The 20965-nt window shown below is 59.4% G+C and carries 20 protein-coding genes and 1 tRNA gene; 16 read left to right on the forward strand and 5 right to left on the reverse strand.

Going from position 1 to position 20965, the window contains the following annotated elements; translation table 11 throughout:
* The first annotated feature begins 59 nt into the window (after positions 1-59).
* The 6 genes from serS (at position 60) to QO002_RS11570 (ending at position 6059) form a co-directional block, all read left to right on the forward strand.
* Positions 60-1343, forward strand: a complete 1284-nt coding sequence (gene serS / locus QO002_RS11545) for a serine--tRNA ligase (protein WP_307229745.1) — start codon at positions 60-62, stop codon at positions 1341-1343.
* A gap of 22 nt (positions 1344-1365) precedes the next feature.
* Entirely contained in the window at positions 1366-2136 is a 771-nt protein-coding gene (surE, locus tag QO002_RS11550; protein WP_307229747.1) for a 5'/3'-nucleotidase SurE, read from the forward strand.
* A complete protein-coding gene (locus QO002_RS11555) occupies positions 2133-2786 on the forward strand; it encodes a protein-L-isoaspartate(D-aspartate) O-methyltransferase (RefSeq protein WP_307229749.1) in 654 nt (217 codons plus the stop codon). The genes surE and QO002_RS11555 overlap by 4 nt, the downstream gene beginning before the upstream one ends.
* The gene (locus QO002_RS11560) at positions 2783-3523 is read left to right on the forward strand and encodes a class I SAM-dependent methyltransferase (protein WP_307229751.1); all 741 of its coding nucleotides are present in this window, start codon (positions 2783-2785) and stop codon (positions 3521-3523) included. Before QO002_RS11555 ends, QO002_RS11560 begins: the two co-directional genes overlap by 4 nt.
* A gap of 228 nt (positions 3524-3751) precedes the next feature.
* The gene (locus QO002_RS11565) at positions 3752-4405 is read left to right on the forward strand and encodes a biotin biosynthesis protein BioC (RefSeq protein WP_307229753.1); all 654 of its coding nucleotides are present in this window, start codon (positions 3752-3754) and stop codon (positions 4403-4405) included.
* A 139-nt stretch (positions 4406-4544) separates the two neighbouring features.
* A complete protein-coding gene (locus QO002_RS11570; RefSeq protein ID WP_307229755.1) occupies positions 4545-6059 on the forward strand; it encodes a peptidoglycan DD-metalloendopeptidase family protein in 1515 nt (504 codons plus the stop codon).
* A gap of 73 nt (positions 6060-6132) precedes the next feature.
* On the opposite strand, the gene QO002_RS11575 is transcribed toward QO002_RS11570, so the two are convergent.
* A complete protein-coding gene (locus tag QO002_RS11575) occupies positions 6133-7005 on the reverse strand; it encodes an ATP-binding protein (RefSeq protein ID WP_307229756.1) in 873 nt (290 codons plus the stop codon).
* Between the two features lie 230 nt (positions 7006-7235).
* Here QO002_RS11575 and yajC point away from each other — a divergent pair, with 230 nt between their 5' ends.
* From yajC to QO002_RS11600, 5 genes are all read left to right on the forward strand, one after another.
* Positions 7236-7571 (forward strand): preprotein translocase subunit YajC, encoded by a 336-nt coding sequence (gene yajC, locus QO002_RS11580; RefSeq protein ID WP_307229758.1) that lies wholly within the window; start codon positions 7236-7238, stop codon positions 7569-7571.
* Between the two features lie 57 nt (positions 7572-7628).
* The gene (gene secD, locus QO002_RS11585; protein ID WP_307229760.1) at positions 7629-10181 is read left to right on the forward strand and encodes a protein translocase subunit SecD; all 2553 of its coding nucleotides are present in this window, start codon (positions 7629-7631) and stop codon (positions 10179-10181) included.
* Positions 10182-10188: 7 nt separating this feature from the next.
* A complete protein-coding gene (locus tag QO002_RS11590; protein WP_307229761.1) occupies positions 10189-10575 on the forward strand; it encodes an Mth938-like domain-containing protein in 387 nt (128 codons plus the stop codon).
* 1 nt (position 10576) lies between these two features.
* Positions 10577-11449 (forward strand): phytoene/squalene synthase family protein, encoded by an 873-nt coding sequence (locus QO002_RS11595; RefSeq protein ID WP_307229763.1) that lies wholly within the window; start codon positions 10577-10579, stop codon positions 11447-11449.
* A gap of 108 nt (positions 11450-11557) precedes the next feature.
* Complete coding sequence (locus QO002_RS11600; protein ID WP_307229764.1) at positions 11558-11992, forward strand: hypothetical protein; 435 nt, start codon at positions 11558-11560, stop codon at positions 11990-11992.
* Positions 11993-12016: 24 nt separating this feature from the next.
* Here QO002_RS11600 and trmFO read toward each other — a convergent pair whose 3' ends face one another.
* The 3 genes from trmFO to QO002_RS11615 all read right to left on the reverse strand — a co-directional run bounded on the left by trmFO (position 12017) and on the right by QO002_RS11615 (position 14448).
* A complete protein-coding gene (gene trmFO / locus QO002_RS11605; protein ID WP_307229766.1) occupies positions 12017-13432 on the reverse strand; it encodes a methylenetetrahydrofolate--tRNA-(uracil(54)-C(5))-methyltransferase (FADH(2)-oxidizing) TrmFO in 1416 nt (471 codons plus the stop codon).
* A 197-nt stretch (positions 13433-13629) separates the two neighbouring features.
* Positions 13630-13773 carry a DUF1127 domain-containing protein gene (locus QO002_RS11610; RefSeq protein WP_075288901.1) on the reverse strand — a complete coding sequence of 48 codons (144 nt, stop codon included), beginning with the start codon at positions 13771-13773 and terminating at the stop codon, positions 13630-13632.
* A gap of 531 nt (positions 13774-14304) precedes the next feature.
* Entirely contained in the window at positions 14305-14448 is a 144-nt protein-coding gene (locus QO002_RS11615) for a DUF1127 domain-containing protein (RefSeq protein WP_307229771.1), read from the reverse strand.
* A 927-nt stretch (positions 14449-15375) separates the two neighbouring features.
* Here QO002_RS11615 and QO002_RS11620 point away from each other — a divergent pair.
* The 4 genes from QO002_RS11620 (at position 15376) to tig (ending at position 18996) form a co-directional block, all read left to right on the forward strand.
* The gene (locus QO002_RS11620) at positions 15376-16482 is read left to right on the forward strand and encodes a DUF2157 domain-containing protein (protein ID WP_307229773.1); all 1107 of its coding nucleotides are present in this window, start codon (positions 15376-15378) and stop codon (positions 16480-16482) included.
* Position 16483: 1 nt separating this feature from the next.
* The gene (locus QO002_RS11625; RefSeq protein ID WP_307229775.1) at positions 16484-17083 is read left to right on the forward strand and encodes a GDYXXLXY domain-containing protein; all 600 of its coding nucleotides are present in this window, start codon (positions 16484-16486) and stop codon (positions 17081-17083) included.
* Between the two features lie 181 nt (positions 17084-17264).
* Positions 17265-17349, forward strand: a tRNA-Leu gene (locus tag QO002_RS11630).
* A 171-nt stretch (positions 17350-17520) separates the two neighbouring features.
* Positions 17521-18996 (forward strand): trigger factor, encoded by a 1476-nt coding sequence (gene tig / locus QO002_RS11635; protein WP_307229777.1) that lies wholly within the window; start codon positions 17521-17523, stop codon positions 18994-18996.
* Positions 18997-19096: 100 nt separating this feature from the next.
* Here tig and QO002_RS11640 read toward each other — a convergent pair whose 3' ends face one another.
* Entirely contained in the window at positions 19097-20269 is a 1173-nt protein-coding gene (locus QO002_RS11640) for an MFS transporter (protein WP_307229780.1), read from the reverse strand.
* 142 nt (positions 20270-20411) lie between these two features.
* Here QO002_RS11640 and QO002_RS11645 point away from each other — a divergent pair, with 142 nt between their 5' ends.
* On the forward strand, positions 20412-20960 hold the full coding sequence (locus QO002_RS11645) for a TetR/AcrR family transcriptional regulator (RefSeq protein ID WP_307229782.1): 549 nt from the start codon (positions 20412-20414) through the stop codon (positions 20958-20960).
* Positions 20961-20965: the final 5 nt, after the last annotated feature.

Raw genomic sequence — 20965 nt, forward strand, 5'->3', positions numbered from 1 at the left:
TCCTGTCAGCGCCGTCTCCGGGACCGTCATCTTGAACAAGACCGGATACTGGAACGACCATGCTCGATATCAAATGGATTAGGGACAATGCAGAAGCCCTGGACGCGGCGCTTGCCAAGCGCGGAGCCGCGCCTCTTTCGGCTGCGCTGATTGATCTCGACGAAAAGCGCCGCTCGCTGGTTCAGTCTCTCCAGGACATGCAGGCACGGCGCAATGCCGCCTCCAAGGAAATCGGCGCGGCCATAGCCACCAAGGATAGTGCACTTGCTGAGAAGCTGAAGGCCGAGGTCGCCGAACTCAAGACAACGATGCCGGCGCTCGAGGACGACAGCCGCCGCACAGACGCGGAACTCATCGACGCGCTGTCGCGTATCCCGAATATCCCGCTCGACGACGTGCCGGTCGGCAGCGACGAAAGCGGCAATGTCGTCAAGCACATGGCTGGCACGAAGCCGGGCTGGAACCATAAGCCGCTTGAACATTTCGAAATCGGCGAAGCGCTTGGCTGGCTCGATTTCGAAGGTGCTGCCCGCATCGCCGGCTCGCGCTTCACCATCGTCAAGGGGCAGCTTGCGCGCCTCGAGCGGGCGCTTGGCCAGTTCATGCTCGACCTGCATACGTCGGAGCACGGTTATCTCGAAGTGCAACCGCCGCTGCTGGTGCGCGACGATGCCATGTACGGCACCGGACAGCTGCCGAAATTTGCTGAGGATCTGTTCCGCACGACCGATGACCGCTGGCTGATACCGACCGCCGAAGTTCCACTGACCAATTTGGTACGCGAGCAAATTCTTGACGCCGAGGTGCTTCCGCTCCGCTTCACGGCGCTCACCCCCTGCTTCCGTTCGGAAGCCGGGTCGGCCGGCCGCGATACCCGCGGCATGCTGCGCCAGCATCAATTCAACAAGGTCGAACTGGTGTCGATCACAGATGCCGAAAGCTCGATCGACGAACATGAGCGCATGACCGCCTGCGCCGAAGAGGTGCTGAAGCGCCTCGGCCTGCATTATCGCGTCATGACGCTGTGCACCGGCGACATGGGCTTTGGCGCGCGCAAGACCTATGATCTTGAGGTGTGGCTGCCGGGACAGGATACCTATCGCGAGATTTCGTCCTGCTCTGTCTGTGGCGATTTCCAGGGACGACGTATGAACGCCCGCTATCGCGGCAAGGAAGACAAGGCGACCCGTTTCGTCCACACCTTGAATGGTTCGGGCACGGCCGTTGGTCGCGCGCTGATCGCCGTGATCGAAAATTATCTCAATGAAGACGGTTCAGTAACCGTACCGGACGTATTGCTACCCTATATGGGTGGTCTCACCCGCATCGAGAAGGCCAACTGATAGGCCTCGGGAGGCGGCGTAAATGCGTATTCTGCTGACGAACGACGACGGCATCCAGGCGGAAGGGCTTGCGGTCCTGGAACGGATCGCGCGCACTCTGTCCGACGATGTCTGGATCGTGGCACCGGAAACGGACCAGAGCGGCCTTGCGCATTCGTTGACGCTTTCCGAGCCGTTGCGGCTTCGCCAACTCGGCGAGAAGCGGTTCGCGTTGCGCGGCACTCCAACGGATTGCGTCATCATGGCGATGCGCAAGGTGCTGGATTTTGCACCGGACGTCGTGCTTTCCGGTGTCAATGTCGGTGCCAATCTGGCTGATGACGTCACCTATTCCGGCACGATTGCCGGAGCGATGGAAGGACGGCTACAGGGTGCCCGCGCCTTCGCGCTTAGCCAGGCCTATAGCTATGCGCCGGGCGGCAATGTGCCGTGGTCTGTCGTCGAAACGCATGCGCCAGCACTTCTGAAGAAGCTGATGCTGCTCGACCTGCCGGACGGTACGTTCCTCAATCTGAACTTCCCGAACTGCGCGGCTGACGACGTTGCAGGCACCACCGTAACGTCACAGGGCAAGCTTGATTTCGGTCTCTCCATTGACGAGCGGGCTGATGGTCGCGGAAATCCATACTTCTGGCTTCGATTCGGCGAACGCTTTGGCGACTTCCGTCTCGGCACGGATATCCACGCCATCCGGGAGAAGAACATTTCCGTGACGCCGCTGAAGATCGATCTGACGGACTACGCCGTTCAGGATCGTATCGCTCGTCTATTGCTGGAGGAGAGCGAGACTTGAACGCGCGCCTCGTTGAGCAGGAAGGTTTTGCAGCGTTGATGCTGCGGCTCCGTGCTGAAGGCATATCGAGCAAGGAACTTTTGAACGCCGTCGAGCAGACGCCGCGTGGATTGTTCGTGCCGCCGCAATATTCGGGCGAAGCCTATACCTCGCGCCTTCTGCCGCTCGAATGCGGCGCCTTTATCGAGGGTTTCGATTTTGCTGTCCGGCTTCTGAACAGCCTCAATCTGAAACCCGGCCAGCGTGTGCTGGAAGTAGGCACCGGGAGCGGCTTCACGGCCGGTGTGATGGGACGCATTGCCGAACGGGTATTGACGATCGAGCGTTATCGCACCCTGGTGACGAACGCGCAGCGCAATCTGGAAAAGGGCGGCGTTCGCAATGTCATCGTACGACAGGCCGACGGCAGCGTCGGTCTTGCCGGTGAGGGCACATTCGATCGCATCCTGATCACCGCGGCCTTTGATAGTCTGCCGCGTGTTTTTTCCGATCATCTGGTGTCTGGCGGCGTGATGATTGTGCCCATCATGATGGGGCCTTCCCAATGTCGCGTCGTACGGTTGTCCCGTACCGGCAGTCGGTTCGACCGAGAAGATCTGTTCACGGCTCCTTACCTTCCCATCGTGCCTCAGGTCGCTTCTTTCCTGTGACGCCGAAGCTGGACGCGATCTATGCTGATCACGTTCTGACGTCGCTCTATGACGTCCTCAACCCTGCGGGCGTGGATACCGATTTCTATCTGTCCCTTCCGAATCCCAATTCGACCATCCTCGACGTTGGTTGCGGTACTGGCCTTCTTACCGCCGCCTTTGCCGCGGGAGAACATTCTGTGGTCGGTCTCGATCCCGCTCCAGCCATGCTCGAGATTGCCAGGAAACGACAGGGCGGCCGCGAGGTAGCCTGGATCGAAGCCGATGCGCGGGATTTTGAACTCGGTCGTTCGTTCGATCTCGTTGTTATGACTGGCCACGTGTTTCAGGTGTTCCTGAGCCATGCCGATGTATCGAAGGTACTGAGCAGCATTCGCCGCCATCTCAAACCCGGTGGACGGCTGGTTTTCGACAGCCGCAACCCCCTGGCAAGAGCATGGGAGCGCTGGACCCCGGAATATTCCCGTCGAGCGGTCGATCATCCCGTTCTCGGCCGCGTCGAGACGTGGCACGAGATCGAAAACGTGACCCCGACCAGTGTGTCATTTTCGAGCTTCACCTCGATCTCCGACAGGCCCAATCCGCTTGTCTCCCGGAGCGAGCTGGCCTTTCGCACTCAAGCCGAAATCGAAGCTCTGCTCAAAGATTGCGGCTTTGCCAGCAGACAATGGCTGGGCAGCTGGGATTGTTCACCCTTTGAAGCGGGCTCACCAGAAATCATCGTCATCGCCGCCTGATTCCGCAGTTCGGCACCGCTTTGCAGGTCGCAGAATGGCGGTTGTTGCTGCGGATCGTTCAATTTCCGCTTGTGAATCAAATCGTTAATTTTGAACTAACAAACACCAGCTTCGCGCAAGCTTCGAGGCGTAGCCCAAATCAGGCACTGAAAAGGTGCCGCGAGCTGACGTCTGGCGTTTAATTCTGTTTGTCAGCTCCCTTCAGGCGCGAAGCGCAGGAGATGACCGATGCAGATTGCAAACAGATTGGGCTCGACGGCCAGTGGCGATGGCCTCGGAAGCCGCGCGAGCCGCGCCGACAATGCCGGCATTTCGAACCAGGCCGAGGATGCTGCAGTCCCATCCATCCTGCCGGGTGGTTATGACCCTTCTTCGCGCGTTTCCCTCTCCGCGGAAGCGCTTCTTTTTCTGAGCCGTACGAGGCGCTCGACGGAAAAATATCCGGCGCTGACGCGGGATGAGTGGAGCAACAAGCTTTCGCCGCAGCTTGCAGCTCGTGAATACCAGGCTTTTGGAAAATATTCCGAGAGCGGGGACTATCAGGCCTACTACCGGGCCTTCATCAACTATTACGACGCCCTTCGCCCCGAAGACCAGGATAGCCTGCGTTACTTCGGGACGCGCGAGGCTGCGGTCGCAGGCCTCCGCTCGCTGGATTATAACGACGCGGAGGGACTTGAGCCGGAAACCGGGTTTCAGACACTTGTCAGCGTTCTGCTCGATGAGCCCAAGGATGTCGCGGCGGCACCTGAAACCGTTGCCGGCGGTATGGTGACGGGCGACATGTTCGGCTGGGACACCGGCGGAATAAGCTATGAGGATGTCAGCGAGAGCCGCGCCGAACTATCCGAGATCGAGCGGCTTTACCAGGAAAGCTTCTGACCGGATTCCCTCGCTCCCGGCGCGATCCGGTTGATCATGGTTATCAAACCATCAAAAAATCGGCCGTTTTAACGGTGCGGTAACTCTAATGCGTTTTACTTGATCCTACACCGAGTTGCGTTCCAAGTAGGTAAGCGTCATGCGTATTAGAGTTTCGTCGAGTGCAGGTAAGTCCGTCGTTCGTCTCTGCGCCGCCATTCTTCTGGCGGGAGTGGCAACTGGGTGCAGCTCCGACGCCTCCCGATTTGGCGGGTTGTTCTCCAGGTCCGATGATCTCACGACAAGCTCCATCGCTTCGAGCAATGTTCCGATCCCGCGCGGCGACGTGCAGGGGGGCGGCATGGCGGCTGCGCCGGTCATGGCCAGCAACTCCCGCCAACAGGCGCTCGATCAGCCGTTCCCCGATCCGGTCAACACGGCATCCACCCCAATGTCAGGCGCTCGCGCGGCATCGACCCCGATGAACGTTCAGCGCGTCTCGCTTGCCGATCCATCTGCTTCTGCGCAAGAAAAGCCTCTTGCACAACCTTTCCCGGCCGCTGCCGGAAAAGTGCAGGAGAAAAATCTCGCCCAGCCAACGGAAACCGCAGGCAAGAAGGGCGGCTGGTCTACGGCCAATGCGCCGGCTGTGCTGCTGCGCCAGGGCGATACCATTTCGACGCTCGCAAATCGCTTCGGTGTGCCGGAGAAGGAGATCCTCAAGGCCAACGGCCTGAAGTCGGCGTCTGATGTCGAGCCTGGCCAGCGTATTCTCATCCCGACCTTCGGTGTTGCCACCAGCGCTGCCAAGGCATCCGCTTCGGACGCCGCCGCAAGTCTCGACGTGGACAAGCAGAAGAACGCACCCGTCCTACCGGGCAACCGCGAAGTGGCCATTCTTCCCGGCCAGTCCCAGTCGCGGGAAAAGGGTGTTACCCGCGCCGACGCTACAGCCGGCAAGCAGCCAACGTCCGGCGACGGTGCCGGTCAGGGCGCTACTTACACCGTACAGGCTGGTGACTCGCTGAACCGCATTGCAAAGACCAGTGGCGTCTCAGTCGAGGCGCTGCGCAAGGCGAACAATCTGACAAGCGGCGCCATCCGCGTCGGGCAGACCCTGAAGTTGCCGACCACCGATGCAGTGACCACCGCCTCGGTTCCGAAGAACGCCGAGCAAGTCAAGGTCGCCAAGGTCGAGGAAGCAAAGCCGGTGGCTTATGCCCCGCCGGTAGCGAAGGAATCGGTCAACGAGGCCGCCTCGAAGAGTGACGTTACTGAAGAATCGCCAAAGGCAACGGGCATCAGCAAATATCGCTGGCCGGTGCGTGGCGCAGTCGTCGCCGGATACGGCGCCAATGTCGATGGCAACCGCAACGACGGTATCAACATTTCGGTACCGGAGGGCACGCCGATCAAGGCCGCTGAAAACGGTGTTGTCATCTACTCCGGCAGCAGCCTGAAGGAACTCGGTAACGCCGTTCTGGTTCGCCACGACGACGGCACCGTGACCGTCTACGGCAACGCCTCCGAATTGAAGGTGCAGCGTGGCCAGAAAATCCAGCGCGGCCAGACGATCGCGTCTTCCGGCATGAGCGGCACGGCCAGCCAGCCGCAGGTGCACTTCGAAGTGCGCAAAAACGCGACGGCGGTCAACCCGGCGACTTTCCTCGAATAGGGAACACCCGAGAATCAAAAAAGCCGCGTCCGATAAAGGGTGCGGCTTTTCGCGTTTTGAGCTGGTTATGACATCAGCTTAGCCCGATCTTTTTCTCATGGCGTCCGGCCAGATCCTGAATGAACTGGAAGGCCACGCGGCCCGAGCGAGATCCTCGCGTCGTGCTCCATTCCAGTGCTTGCGCATGCAGTTGAGAGGGTTCTATTTCGATGCCGAAATGCGCGGCATACCCGTCGATCATGGCGAGGTAGTCGTCCTGGCTGCATTTATAGAAGCCGAGCCAGAGCCCGAAACGGTCCGAGAGCGAAACCTTCTCCTCCACCGCCTCCGAGGGATTGATAGCGGTGGATTGCTCGTTTTCCATCATGTGGCGTGGCAGGAGATGCCGCCGGTTCGAGGTTGCGTAGAGCAGGACATTGCTAGGCCTGCCTTCGATGCCGCCGTCGAGAACCGCCTTCAGTGACTTATACGACGTATCGTCGTGGTCGAAGGAGAGATCATCGCAAAAGACCAGCACCGGTGTTGGTACAGTCTTGAGGATCTCCATCAGGGAGGGAAGGGTCGCAATATCCTCCCTGTGAACTTCGACGAGCTTTACCCGCACCCCGGCATCAGCGGCAACGGAGGCGTGCACGGCCTTGACCAGCGATGATTTCCCCATCCCACGCGCCCCCCAGAGAAGCACGTTGTTTGCCGGATAACCTTTGGCGAAACGCAGCGTGTTGTCGAAAAGAATGTCGCGAACATGATCGACGCCGCGGATCAGGCTCATGTCGATACGGTTGGGTTTTGCTACGGGCTGAAGGTGATGGTTCTGAGGCGCCCAGACGAAGCATTCCGCCGCGTCCCAGTCGTTGATGGCAGGTGCGGGACCGGCGAGGCGCTCGAGCGCCGTGTTGAGCTTTCGCATTTCAGCGAGAAGAAGATCTATCTTTGTGTCCTGCATTGGCACTGATCCCGATATTGGCTGCTTTCTTTGTCGGGTAGCATGGGGGAGAGGACGCGAAAAGGCCGGTTACAGGCCCTTTGAGGCTTCTCCGGCAATGCTTTTGGTGTATGAGGCGTGTTTATCCCCGCCGGAACGCCTGGGCGAGTTGCATTCGCAACAGGCTTTCCTATATTCCGGCGACCCGAAACGCGGGGCTTACCCGCAATGACGCATTCAAGGAGTGATCAATGTTCATTACTGAGGCTTTCGCCCAAACGGCAACTTCGCCCGCCACCGGCGGCGCGGATATTCTGATGTCGATTCTGCCGTTTCTGCTGATTTTCGTCGTAATGTACTTCCTGATCATCCGCCCGCAGCGCGCCAATATGAAACGCCGCGAGGAACTTTTGAAGAACATCCGCCGCAACGATCAGGTTGTCACCGGAGGCGGCATTGTCGGCAAGGTAACGAAGGTTGTCGATGACAACGAAGTCGAAGTCGAAATTGCTGACGGCGTGAAGATTCGTGTGGTACGCAGTGGCATATCCGAAGTCCGCGTGAAGGGCGAACCCGTCAAGGAATAAGCTCTCCGAAGGAGGTCGGACAAACGGCCTCCTTCAACGCGTACAGTCGAGAGCTTCATGCCCTATATCGCCCGCTGGAAGACCTTCACAGTTTGGCTCGTCGTGCTCCTCAGCATGATCATCGCATTGCCCAACGTGTTGCCGCAGACGGTTCTCGATAAAATACCGGACTGGCTGCCGAAAAAGCAGCTGGTTCTCGGGCTCGATCTTGAGGGTGGCTCGCGTATCAGCCTCAAGATGGAACGCGACGACGTCATCGCCGCAAGTCTGCGATCATCCGTCAATGAGGTAGCAAACCTTCTGCGCTCCGCAGGCATTGCCTATTCAGGTCTGAGCGGTACCGGACAGACCATCGAACTCACGATTTCCGATCCTTCCCGCATGGCCGCGGTGCGTGAAGCGCTGAAGCCAATGGCAGATCGTGTTGTCGGGGACGCCGACAAGCAGGTCCCGGAATTCGCAATCGTTCCCGGCGATAATGGTGCTCTCCGGATAGAATTAACCGACAATGGCATCGAGCGCCGTCTCTCCGCGGATGCGGACGCAGCTGTTTCCGTGCTCGCTCACCGTCTTGAAAGCCTGGGCGGCAAGCAGCCCATGATCACCCGTCGCGGCGTCGATCGCGTCATTGTCCAGATCCCTGGTCTGTTCGATCCCGAACAACTCAAGAGCATACTCACTCAGGCCGGTGATTTTTCCTACCGGCAGATCGATATGTCGATGCAGGTTGAGGACGCCGTCAACGGCACTCCGCCACAGGGGTCTGAAGTGGTCTATTCCGCGGACGACCCGCCGATCGGCCGGTTGCTGCGAACCGAGCCCGTCTTTTCGTCATCGGATGTTGTCAGTGCGGAAACTTCTACCGATGAGGCAACCGGAGAGCCGGTCGTGACCATGGTGCTTACCCCGGAAGGGGCGACACGCATTGCCAAGGCGACCCAAACCTCCACCGGCACCACGATGGCTGTCGTGTTGGATGGTCTGGTTGTCGCGACGCCGCTGATCAGAACTGCGGTTACGGACGGTCGTGTCACCTTGGCGGCAGATATGAGCCCCGAGGGGGCCGAGGACCTGACGGTCCTGTTGCGTAGCGGGCCGCTCCCTGCCGCTCTGACCGTGCTTGAAGAGCGCTCGACGGGCGCAGGGCGAGGGAGCGAGTCGATCCAGTCCATCCTGCGCGGCGGCCTGATCGGAGCGTTGCTCGTCGGTCTGTTCATGTTCGGCTTCTACGGCTTCTTCGGCCTTGTGGCGAATGTCGCCGTGATCCTCAATGTCGTCATGATCGTGGCTGTGCTGACGGCGAGCGGACTGGCTCTGACCTTGCCCGGTGTTGCAGGCATTGTTTTGACAATCGGCATGGCCGTCGACAGCAATGTTCTGATTTATGAGCGTATACGCGAAGAGGTACGGCACGGGCGTTCGGTGTTCGATGCCGTCCAGCACGGCTTTGCCAGAGCTTTCTCGGCAATCGTCGACGCCAACATCACCACGCTGATTGCCGCCATCATCCTGCTTTACCTCGGCACTGGCTCTGTTCGCGGCTTTGCCGTGACGCTCGCCGTCGGCATCGTCACGACGCTATTCACAGCCTTTACCCTGACGAGGGTCATGCTGATGGTCTGGCTGCGCAGTCGCAATCCCAAGGAATTGCCCACGGGCATCCGCACGGGCATCTTCGATGGCGCCGCGCTACGCTTCATGGCCATCCGCAATTTCGTCTTCTCGCTGACGGCCCTGTTGTCGCTGCTCTCGATGTTGGCGTTTGGCTCTCTGGGGCTCAACCTTGGCATCGATTTTTCAGGCGGAGCGGTCATCGAGCTGCGCGCCAAGGAGGGCAATGCCGATGTTGAAGACATTCGCCTGCGGCTTTCGCAGCTCAATCTCGGCGTGGTGACCGCCGAACCTTTCGGTTCGCAACAGGATGTCGTCGTGCGGGTTCAGTCGCGCGAGGGAGGTGAGAATGCCGAACAGACGTCGGTTCTTCTGATCCGCGGTGAACTGGAAGACAGCTACGACTTCCGCCGCGTCGAGGTGGTCGGACCGTCCATCTCCGGAGAGCTGACCCGCGCTGCAACCCTTGGCATCGTGCTCTCGCTGCTCGCGATCATCATCTATATCTGGATACGGTTCGAGTGGCAGTTCTCGGTCGGTGCGATCATCGCCACCTTGCATGACGTCTTGCTGACAATAGGGCTGTTTGTGATAACGGGAATGGAGTTCAATCTCGGAAGCGTCGCGGCGCTGTTGATGATCGTCGGTTACTCGCTCAACGACACGGTCGTCGTCTATGACCGCATCCGCGAGAACCTGAAGCGCTATCCGCGCATGCCGCTGCCGATCCTGATTGACACGTCGATCAATCAAACGCTGTCGCGCACGGTGCTGACCGGCGCGACGACCATTCTCGCGCTTGCTGCCCTGTCACTGTTCGGCGGCGAGGCGATCCAGTCCTTTGCCTTCGTCATGCTCTTTGGCATCGCGGTTGCGACCTTCTCATCGATCTATGTCGCGGGGCCGGTGCTGATCCTGTTCAAGCTGCGCCACGGAACGCCGGATGGCAACGCGGATCACCATCCGACTTCTGGACAGACGACCACAAAAGGGGCATGAGGAGCCCATGCGCAGACCAATTGAAATTCGCAAGGCACATTACCCGGGCCGGGCTCCGATCGACAGCTATGGCAATGGCGGTTTCCGGTTCGCTGACATGTCGCATCGCGGGTCACTTCTCATGCTTCCATCAGGCATCTACGGATGGGATCTCGTCGAAGGCGATCCGCTGACACAGGATGCGTTCCAGCGTGTTTTCGAAGAAGCCGCCGACATCGAAGTGATGCTGGTGGGGACCGGACGCGAGATCCGCCCGTTGCCGGCCGATCTCAAGGCGATGTTCCGCGAAAACGGCATCTCCTCCGATCCTATGAGCACTGGAGCCGCGGTGCGGACCTACAATATCATGCTGGCCGAATCCCGCGCCGTTGCAGCCGCTTTCATCGTCGTGTGACATGACAACGCCGACAAACAACGCCGAGCCGATGGGCTCCTATGCCTTCAGCCTCGCCGCCTTGCGCGACAGCGACAAGGATCGTTACCTGGCTTGTCTCCTGTCGCCGGAGGACAAACGCGGCCCGCTGTCTGCGCTCTATGCCTTCCATGCCGAGATTGCCCGCGTGCGCGATACCGTACGGGAGCCCTTGCCCGGTGAAATCCGGCTGCAGTGGTGGCGCGATCTGCTCGACAGCCGCGATGACAGTCACGGCGAGGGACATCCGCTCGCGACAGCCTTGCTCGGCGCGATCCGCGAACATGCCCTACCGGTCGCCGTGCTTCATGACATGATCGATGCGCGTGTCTTCGATCTTTATGATGATCCGATGGAAAGTCGCTCCTCGCTTGAAGGCTATGCGGGGGAAACGGCGTCTGCGTTGATTCAGTTCACCTCGCTCGTTCTGGATCCGCAGGCAGCGTCTGCCTCGGCGGAAACCGCCGGTCATGCCGGCGTCGCCCAGGCGATCGCCGGCCTGCTCCTCCTTCTACCGCTGCATCGACGTCGAGGACAGGTCTACCTGCCGGCCGAGATTTTGGCCGCAACCGGGCTGGATCGGGATGGTTTTCTTGCGGGGGAAGATCGCGACGCCGTCAGTCGCGCCATTCGTGCCTTCACGGGTCTTGGTCGCGACCATCTCTCCAAGGCGCGTGCGGTCGCTTCCGGAATTTCCCGTGCAAACCGTGCGGCATTCCTGACCGTCGCCATGGCGCAGCCTGTATTCGATCGGGCTGAAAAGGCCGGCGCCGATCTTTTCGAACGCTCGATCCAGCCCACCCAATGGCGCAGGCAATGGTGGATGTGGCGATCCCTTCGAACCGGTCGCTGGTAACAGCGTGCTATAGAAGCTCGCCCGCCAACATCACGGTGGCGGCAAACTCGCGCAAGTTTGGCTGGTTAGGGTGCGATCCAAAGCTGCCCCTGCGGCGAAAGGATCGTCATGGCCTGGATCATCGTTATCGTGTGCGTCGTGCTCGCTCTGTCGTTCTACACGCGAATGAAAGCACGCGCCGAGGCTGACCGCCTTTCACCGGACGCCGGTCAGGCGCTTCTCGATTTTGGCCGTGCTTTTCCGAGCGAGGCGATCCGTGCCATCCATTCGACACGCAATGATCAGGCGTATTTCGTTCGATTGCACGATGGCAAGGCTGGCTTCATGGCATCCCACGGGACACACTTCGTCTGCCACCTGATCGAGCCGGGGCGGGTCCAGGTGACGACGACCGAAAGCGGACGCGGCCTGAAAGTGCATTTTTCGGAATTAGCCCATCTCGATGGCGACTTCGAATTTCGCTCGGGGGAAATTGCCGCGGAAGTTGCCCTATGGCTGCTCGGCAGTTTCCAGCCACGCTCGGAATTTACACCGCAAGCCTAGCCGGCTTTGCGGCGTATCTGTTCACTAGCTGCTCGTTGTTGCGAGCCATGCGGAGCAATCCGAAAGGGCGCGCGCCGCCGTCATCTGCTTCTTAACGATTGCCTTGTCCTTGCCGCGGAAACGCTTGACGCCTTCCGGTTTGGTGATCGAGCCGGGATCGAGCGGCGGAAACAGGCCGAAATTGACGTTCATCGGCTGGAAGGAGCGCTTTCCCGGCTCGTCGTCAGAAACGATATGCCCACCGGTGATGTGGTTCAGAAGAGCACCAAAGGCGGTCGTTGCAGGTGGCGCAGCAAGCGTTTCGCCTTTCCGGTCAGCCGCAGCGAAGCGACCGGCAAGCAAGCCGATGGCAGCGCTTTCCACGTAACCTTCGCAGCCGGTGATCTGGCCGGCGAAGCGGATATCCGGCCGCGATTTCAGGGCCAGCGTGCGGTCGAGCAGCGTGGGAGAGTTGATATAGGTATTGCGATGCAGGCCACCCAGTCGGGCGAACTCCGCGTTCTGCAGGCCGGGGATCATGCGGATGACCTCGGCCTGTGCGCCGTATTTCAGTTTCGTCTGGAACCCGACCATATTGTAGAGCGTGCCGAGCGCATTGTCCTGCCGCAGCTGCACAACGGCATAGGCCTTCACAGAAGGATTGTGGGCATTGGTAAGGCCCATCGGCTTCATAGGCCCGTGGCGCAGCGTTTCGCGCCCGCGCTCTGCCATGACTTCGATCGGCAGGCAGCCGTCGAAATAGGGGGTGCCTTCCCATTCCTTGAAGCCTGTCTTGTCGCCAGCGATCAGTGCATCGACGAAGGCATTGTATTGAGCTTCATCCATCGGGCAGTTGATATAGTCCTTGCCCGTACCACCCGGCCCAATCTTGTCGTAGCGCGACTGGAACCAGCAGATGTCGATGTCGATGCTCTCGGTATAGACGATCGGTGCGATGGCATCGAAGAAGGCGAGGGCATCGGCGCCGGTTTCGCTCTGGATCGCTTGCGCCAGCGATGCTGCGGTCAGCGGACCGGTCGCAATGATCGAGAGGCCCCATTCCTTCGGCGGCAGACCGGCAACCTCTTCGCGAACGACGGTGATCAGCGGGTGACCATCAATCGCACGGGTCACGGCCGCAGCAAAGCCTTCCCGGTCAACGGCAAGCGCTCCACCGGCCGGCACCTGGTTGGCATCCGCAGACGCCATGATCAGCGAACCTGCCAGCCGCATTTCGGCATGCAGGACGCCGACGGCATTGGTAGTGGCGTCGTCCGAGCGGAAGGAGTTGGAGCAGACGAGTTCAGCGAGATCATCTGTCTTGTGCGCATCCGTGCCGCGCACGCCGCGCATTTCGTGAAGAATGACCGGAATACCGCCCTGTGCGATCTGCCAGGCAGCTTCAGAACCGGCAAGACCGCCGCCGACGATATGGATTGGGGAAAAGCTTGTCTCTGTCATGCGGCGTTCTTACTGCATAATTTCGCAAACCGGAATCAATTTCCGGACAAATTCCGCTGAATATGAAGATGCGTCGGAGCCTCTGTACGGAAGTGAGGGCGCGGGCTCTGCCGATGAGGCGATCGGCTATGCGGTCGCCAGAAACGAAAACGGCACCAGATTGGTGCCGCTTTGGGTGTTTGAAGCTCGGTGTCCGATTAACGGAACGAGCGGGCCGCAATGTTGCGGATGTCGAAACGGGTGATGCCGATGTCCGACAGCGCGTGGTTCGAGAGGTTGCCGAGTTCGGCAACGGTGCGACGGTAGTTGATCCAGCTCTTGGCAATGCGAATCGGGTTCATGATGATTTCCTCAGATAAAGATGAGCGCGACAAGATCGTCCGCTTCGTTGAGGGTGTTATACGCCCGAGTGCGTTAATGTTGCAGTGCAAAGAAAAGGCACCTGCTATGCATTTGTGCAGACGTCTGCACGTTTTGAGGGCACTATTGGCGTCTGCTGACAAAAGCGCCATGAGTTAATGATGGATTAAAATCGAGACAAGGGATTGTTTTCGAATAATTTATTCTCGAAGCGGGATTTGGGTGTTCATAAGCTGAGCCGATAGTTGGGCGGCAACGGGTTGGTGCTCATATAAGCAGCAAACGGGAGTGCGTCGTTGGCGCGGGCGGTCTGCATTCTCGCCCGAGGGCCCGGCACAACCGTGGACGGAGATGGGAAGAGGTGTCGCTACTCTTCGTCAGTTAGACCAGTGCTTTTTCTGTCGGAATAGAGTTCTGGACAAAAGAAAACGCCCGCCGGGTGGGTGCCGGAGGGCGTTTGTCAAACACACTGACCAGACAAACTGGTTCATGCGGCTGAGGTTGTCGCTGGCTTACTTGACGGCCTGGCGAGCAACGTAGGCGATATCACCGCGGCCAATGCCGAGATCACTGAGTTCGCGGTCGGTCATGCGGCCGAGTTCGCTGACGGTATGACGATACTTGCGCCAGTTATTGAAAGAGCGGGTAAGGTTCATGGTCGTGTCCTTTGGGATAGCAGATCGGCGATCGGTTCGCCGTGTTGATTTCATGATCGGAATATACGCTCGAAGCGATCCGTTTTGCAGACCTAATGCTGCATCGCACCCATGCGGTTGGTGCAACCCTCTCACGAACCGCAGCACGCTTCTGCGCAAAATCTGTGCGAATTCGCATCTGGGAGAAGAGAAAAAACAACAGCGCCCGTCGAGGGAGGAGGTCCGACGGGCGCTGCCTGTTCCGATTGGCAACTGGGAGGAGGAGTGTTGCCAATCCCATCAAGGTGCGCTGGGAGGAGGAGTGCGCTGCCTCGAAGTATGAAAAGTAATATAATTGAGAAAGCCGCACGTCGGTAGAGACAATGCCGAATGGCACCTATGCCGATGCCGCATGGCTGGCGAAAAAATGAGGCGCAAGGCTGGTCGAAAAATATGCATATGCCGACGCGGCGGGCGTATCCTGCTGAAGGATTTAAGGAAACGCAATCTCGGAAAAAATAACGCCCGCTGGGGGAGGAGATCCAGCGGGCGTCATTTGAAGTGACAGGCAACCGGGAGGAGGAGTGTCGCCTGTCGTATCGGGGAGCGCTGGGAGGAGGAGTGCGCTTGCCCGAATTCCTTGCATCAAGCCGTTATGGCTCCCAGACCTTTTTCTCATTAACGAGAAGGGTTGATCTGGCCCCTGGAGCGTCTGCCATTCCGGCGCCGTTCCGATGACTAAGATATAGAGACGGCACGTTCATTTGTGCAGTGCAATAATTTCATGGAAGCCATGCGCTCGTTGCATGAACTTTCAACTCTAATTCTGCACCTATTTTATCCCTCAAATATTCACGAAGCGTTAACGACGATGTCGGCTCGGCCAGCGCTAGGAAAGCGCCTCGACTGTGATATGTGTTTGCCCACTATCGCATGCAAGGAGAGGCCATGTACCGGGCGCGAATAGAGAAAGATTTCAATCTCTGGGTCGAAAAGGGATTGGTGGGACGCAGTGCCACGGATGCCATGCTTGCCGAATATGATGCTCGTCCTTCAAGCTTCAGCGCAGGCCGAGTGCTGATGACCCTTGCCGGCGTCCTGTTGGCGGCGGCGGTCCTTCTTCTTGTTGCCGCCAATTGGGAAGCTATTCCTCGTATCGCGCGTGTCGTCGGTATCATCGGGCTCATCTGGACGTTTTATCTTGGCGCTGCATTTGCGGTGACACGCGGCGCGAATGCGATCGGCGCAGCGCTGCTGGTGATGGCAACGATCAGCTTTGGCGGCGCGATCGCGCTGGTAGGGCAGATGTACCATCTCTCCGGCGATGCGGCAGACGCGCTGATCGTCTGGTTCCTTGCCGCCTGCGTGGCGACGGTTCTTTTCCGCTCGGCGCCGCTCGCTGTGATATCAGGCGTGCTCAGCTGGTGGATCTTTATCGAGCTGATCTTCGAAAGCGACGCGAGCCTGGAGGGCAACGGCTACATCTTCCTTGTGCCGATTCTTGTCGTGGTGACCGTGGCGCTCGTTCGCTACACTGGCGCAGGCTTGGCCCGCCATCTCGCCTATCTGCTGGCGCTCGGCTGGCTTGGTTGGCTTTATACCGAGGCTCCTGAGGCATGGCTGGCTGCGACCTACTTCATTGTCGGTCTGATAGCTTTCCTGCTGGCCGCACTTCCGGTCTCGCCCTTGCGGCGCTTGGCGCTGGAAGCGGGGGCTGCCCCTGCCTTTTACAGTTTCGCGCTTGCTCTGCTGGGGCTTGTAGCCCTGCACATGGAAATGGAAGCTCTTTGGCAGGATGGCGTCATCGGTGCTGTAGCTCTGGGCCTTTCGCTTGTCGGTATCGGGGTCGCGGGTCGGTTGAATGGCGCGGTTCGCTTTCTCGGCTACGCAGCCTTTGCCGGCGAACTGCTCTTCCTTTCATCCGAAACTATTGGCAGCATTTTGGGTACCTCCGGTTTCTTCCTGATCTCCGGCGTGGTCGTCGCCGTCATCGCATTTGCCGTCATCCGGATAGAACGGAAGCTCTCGACAACGCCGGCTGCGACGGAGGTATGAGATGATCAAGGGACTTCTCTCCAAGCCATCCTTCTTCAATCCCTGGGTCGCTGCGGTCATTGTCGCTGTCATGCAGACGGCGATACTTGGTTACATGATCGAAAGCCGCGCCTCGATCCTGCGCGAGGGCAAGGATGTGGTGCTGAAAACAGTGCCGGTCGATCCACGCGATCTTCTGCGCGGCGATTATGTCGTGCTTTCCTACGAGATCTCCTCGATTCCGTTCGACAAGCTTGTCGATAAGCCGCCGACAGAAGAAGCGGACGCCCAGCTCTCCGTGCGGCTTTCCCAAGGCGCGGACGGTTTCTGGACCGTCGCGGAGGCTGCGTTTGGGGCGCTTGAGGCGAGGGACGACGGAACGGTGATCGCCAAGAGCCAGCCATTCTATTTCTATCCCCAACCCGGAAACGTCGAGGTGCCGCTGTCGGTGGAATACGGCATTGAGCGCTACTATGTTCCTGAAGGCGAAGGGAAGGTTCTGGAGGAGGCTCGCAATGCGCAGGCTCTTTCCGTTGCTGCGCGTGTAGACACCGCCGGTCGCATGCAGATTCGCACGATTTCGATTGATGGAAAGCCGCTCGACGAGGAGCCTCTCTACTGACAAACCGGTCGATAGCAGCAGATCTGGGCAAATTCACTGTGTTTCATGCCGTATTTTTCCTTTGATCCGCAGGAAACGGGTGATATAGAGACGCCGCGCTCGGGACGCCCTGAACCCGGTGGATGCTTCGCTTATGCTGTTGCTTTCCGCCGCCGAGATCAGGCGAGGCGGCTTTCTGAACGCGGGTATGGTGAAATTGGTAGACACGCCAGATTTAGGTTCTGGTGCCGAAAGGCGTGGGAGTTCAAGTCTCTCTACCCGCACCAGAATATACGGACGCGAAAGCTCTATCTTCGCGTCGATCAGGAAGAGTGCGCCATTTTGCTTGCAAAACGGTGACGGATTTGCGTAAAGCCACTCCCGGCAATTGGATCGGCTCACGTGCTCGATAAACGAACACCGACAGAGCCCTGTCAACGTGAAATGAAGGTTTGAACATGCAGGTTATCGAAACGCTCGCTGAAGGGCTGAAGCGCGAACTCAAGGTCGTCATTCCGGCCAAGGACATGGAAGCTCGTATGAACGAGCGCCTGGAAGATGCCAAGGGCAAGGTCCGTATCAACGGCTTCCGTCCGGGCAAGGTGCCCTTCGCTCATCTGAAGAAGATGTACGGCAAGTCGATCATGGCCGAGCTGGTCAACGAGATCGTCCGCGAAAAGCCGACCGAAATCCTGTCCGAGCGCGGCGAAAAGTCCGCGACGCAGCCGGAAATCGCCATGACCGAGGACGAGGCGGAAGCCGACAAAATCCTCAACGCAACGGCCGACTTCGAATTCACGCTGGCTTACGAAGTCATCCCGGCGATCGAACTCAAGGACGTTTCGGGCATCACGGTAACCCGCGAAGTCGTCGATATCGATGAAGCCGAAGTCAACGAGCGGATCCTCAAGATCGCCGAAAGCGCTCGTACCTACGAAACCAAGAAGGGCAAGGCCGCCAACGGCGATCGCGTCACCATCGATTACCTCGGCAAGGTCGACGGCGAAGCCTTCGACGGCGGCAAGGACGAGGACGCAGAGCTGGTTCTCGGCTCTAACCGCTTCATCCCCGGCTTCGAAGAGCAGCTGATCGGCCTGAAGGCTGGCGACGAGAAGGTCATCACCGTAACCTTCCCGGCCGACTACCCGGCCGCTAACCTCGCCGGCAAGGAAGCCACCTTCGACATCACCGTCAAGGACGTCGCTGCTGCCGCTGAAGTCGAAATCAACGACGAGCTGGCCACCAAGCTCGGCCTCGAATCGGCTGACAAGCTGAAGGAAGTCGTTCGCGGCCAGATCGAAAGCCAGTACGGCTCGATGACGCGCCAGAAGGTCAAGCGTCAGATCCTCGACCAGCTGGACGAAATGTACCAGTTCGACACTCCCGGCCGTCTGGTCGATGCCGAGTTCGAAAACATCTGGCGCCAGATCAACACCGACCTGCAGCAGGCCGGCAAGACATTCGCCGATGAAGACACGACCGAAGAAGAAGCCCGCGGCGAATACCGCAAGCTTGCCGAGCGTCGCGTTCGCCTCGGCCTCGTCCTCTCCGAAATCGGCGAGAAGGCCGGCGTCCAGGTTTCCGACGACGAGATGCAGCGTTCGCTCTTCCAGCAACTGCGTCAGTTCCCGGGCCAGGAAAAGGAAATCATCGACTACTTCCAGAAGACCCCGGGTGCCGCCGCTTCGCTGCGCGCTCCGCTCTTCGAAGAAAAGGTCATCGATCAGCTCCTTACCGAAGTGAAGGTCACCGACAAGACCGTTAGCAAGGAAGAGCTAATGGCCGACGACGAAGAAGAAGGCAAGGCTGACGCCAAGAAGGCTTCTCCGAAGAAGAAGGCTGCGAAGGCTGAAGCTGCTGAAGGCGAAGAAGCCGCAGCACCGAAGAAGAAAGCTCCGGCCAAGAAGAAGGCTGCTGACGACAGCGCCGAATAAGCCTTTTCCTCATCGAACCATTATCGAAAAGGCCGCCTTCGGGGCGGCCTTTTTGCGTTGCGGGCTTGATTGTTTTTGGGCTTGGGAGTTGGGTCCGTTCTCAGGCCGGCGCACCGATCCTTCGGGCCGCAAAGAGAGAAATGCCGGCAAGGGCGATCACGCCCGCCCCGAAGATATATGCGGTCTGCGCCAGGCCGATATCCCGCGCCAGCAGGCCCGCACCGATCGCCGGCAGGGCAAAGGCGAGGTAACTATGCACGAAAAAGGCGGAGAGAAGCCCCGCTCGGTCGTCGTTGTGGGCAAGCGGCAGGACGATCCGCAGGATCGCCGAAAAATTGCCGCCGAAGCCTATGCCGACGATCATCGTGCCCGCAAAGAGCAACACCACCTGCTGCAGGTTTACGCCGATCAGGGTCACGGCAACGCCGATCAGCAGTGAGAGCGTGCCAACGGGTAGCACCCGCGTTGCCGGAGCGTTTCTGGTCAAGAGCACCGTTGCCGTCGCCACCAGCATCAGCACGGAAACAACCGACGCGCCCACGAGGGGCGAGCGTATTCCGGTCGCTGCTGTGACCAGGGAGGGCATCAGCGACAGGTAGAAGCCGCCCAGCGCCCAGCCGGCGACATTCACCGGGCTGGTGCGCAACACTGCGGATCGCGCGCTGGCGGGGATTGCGACATGCGGGCGCAGAGACGCGAGCGCCCCCGGTCGCCTGCGCGTGGTTTCCGGCATGGCAAGAAGCAGCAGGATCTCGAGAAGCGTCATGACCAGCAGAACAACGAAGACGAGATGCGCCGGGTCCGGTGCGTAGGTCACCAACAGACCAGCGAGCAGCGAACCGGCCGTCAGTCCGATGAAAGGCGTAATGCTGTTGAGCATCGGGCCGCGCTCATTGTCCGTGTCGAGAATGGTGGCGCCCAGCGTCGGGATCGCCATTCCCATGGCAAGCCCCTGCATGACGCGCGCCGCAATCAGCATTCCACCGCCCTCCGCCAGAATGAACAGCGCCATTGCCAGCGCATTCATGGCGAGCGATGCGCAGATCGCGGGCTTGCGACCGATATGGTCTGAAATCGAGCCGAACGTCAGCAACGTTAAGAGAAGGCTTACGGCATAGGCCGCGAAAATGATGGTTACGACCAGCGGCGATAGGCCGAAGTGCTCCTGGTAGAAATGGTAGAGCGGCGTCGGCGCGCTCGAGCAGGCGGAAAACGTTGCGGCGGCGACGACACCGAAAGTCGTCATCCGCCGATAGGATGGAGAGGAGGGCATGGCGTTTCCTAACGCTAAAAATTTGCGTTAAAGCAGAATACTCGACTTTGACCTTAATGCAATATCTTTGCATTAACGCCGGATAATTCGTATGATACCGCTTCCGGCATCATAGCCGGAAAACAGGCCGGAGGTGTGACGGATGGTAAAAGAGATGCTGCGGCAAGGCGGACGGAGCGCCCGCATTCAGGTTGCGGTCCATTCTGCGGTTGAAGAGCTTGCGGTCGAAGTCGGACGCGAAGGGCTTGCCGTGCCGTTGATCGCAGAGCGGGCAGGCGTGACGCCCTCGACGATCTATCGGCGCTGGGGAGACCTCGCGGAGCTTCTGGCCGATGTGGCGGTACAACGACTGCGCCCGGTAAGCGACCCGGATGATACAGGTGCGCTCGCCTCCGATCTCGAAGCTTTCGTATTGCAATATGCCGAGGAAATGTCCTCCAAGGTGGGGAGGTCCCTGCTGCTCGACGTGCTCGCAGCGTCGGGAAACGATCCAGGGCCTGCCGGCCGCTGCTGCCAATATACGTCGCAGCATCTGGAAACCATTCGAGCAAGGGCGATCGCGCGCGAAGAAGATGTCTTCGAAGTCGATATCGTTATCGACGTGGTGATCGCGCCGATCGTCTATCACATCCTGTTCGGCGACCGGGAGCCGGACGCGGCCTATTGCCGGGCGTTGCTCGCCCGGCTCTGAGACGA

The organism is Pararhizobium capsulatum DSM 1112, assembly GCF_030814475.1.
Taxonomy (GTDB): Bacteria; Pseudomonadota; Alphaproteobacteria; order Rhizobiales; family Rhizobiaceae; genus Pararhizobium; species Pararhizobium capsulatum.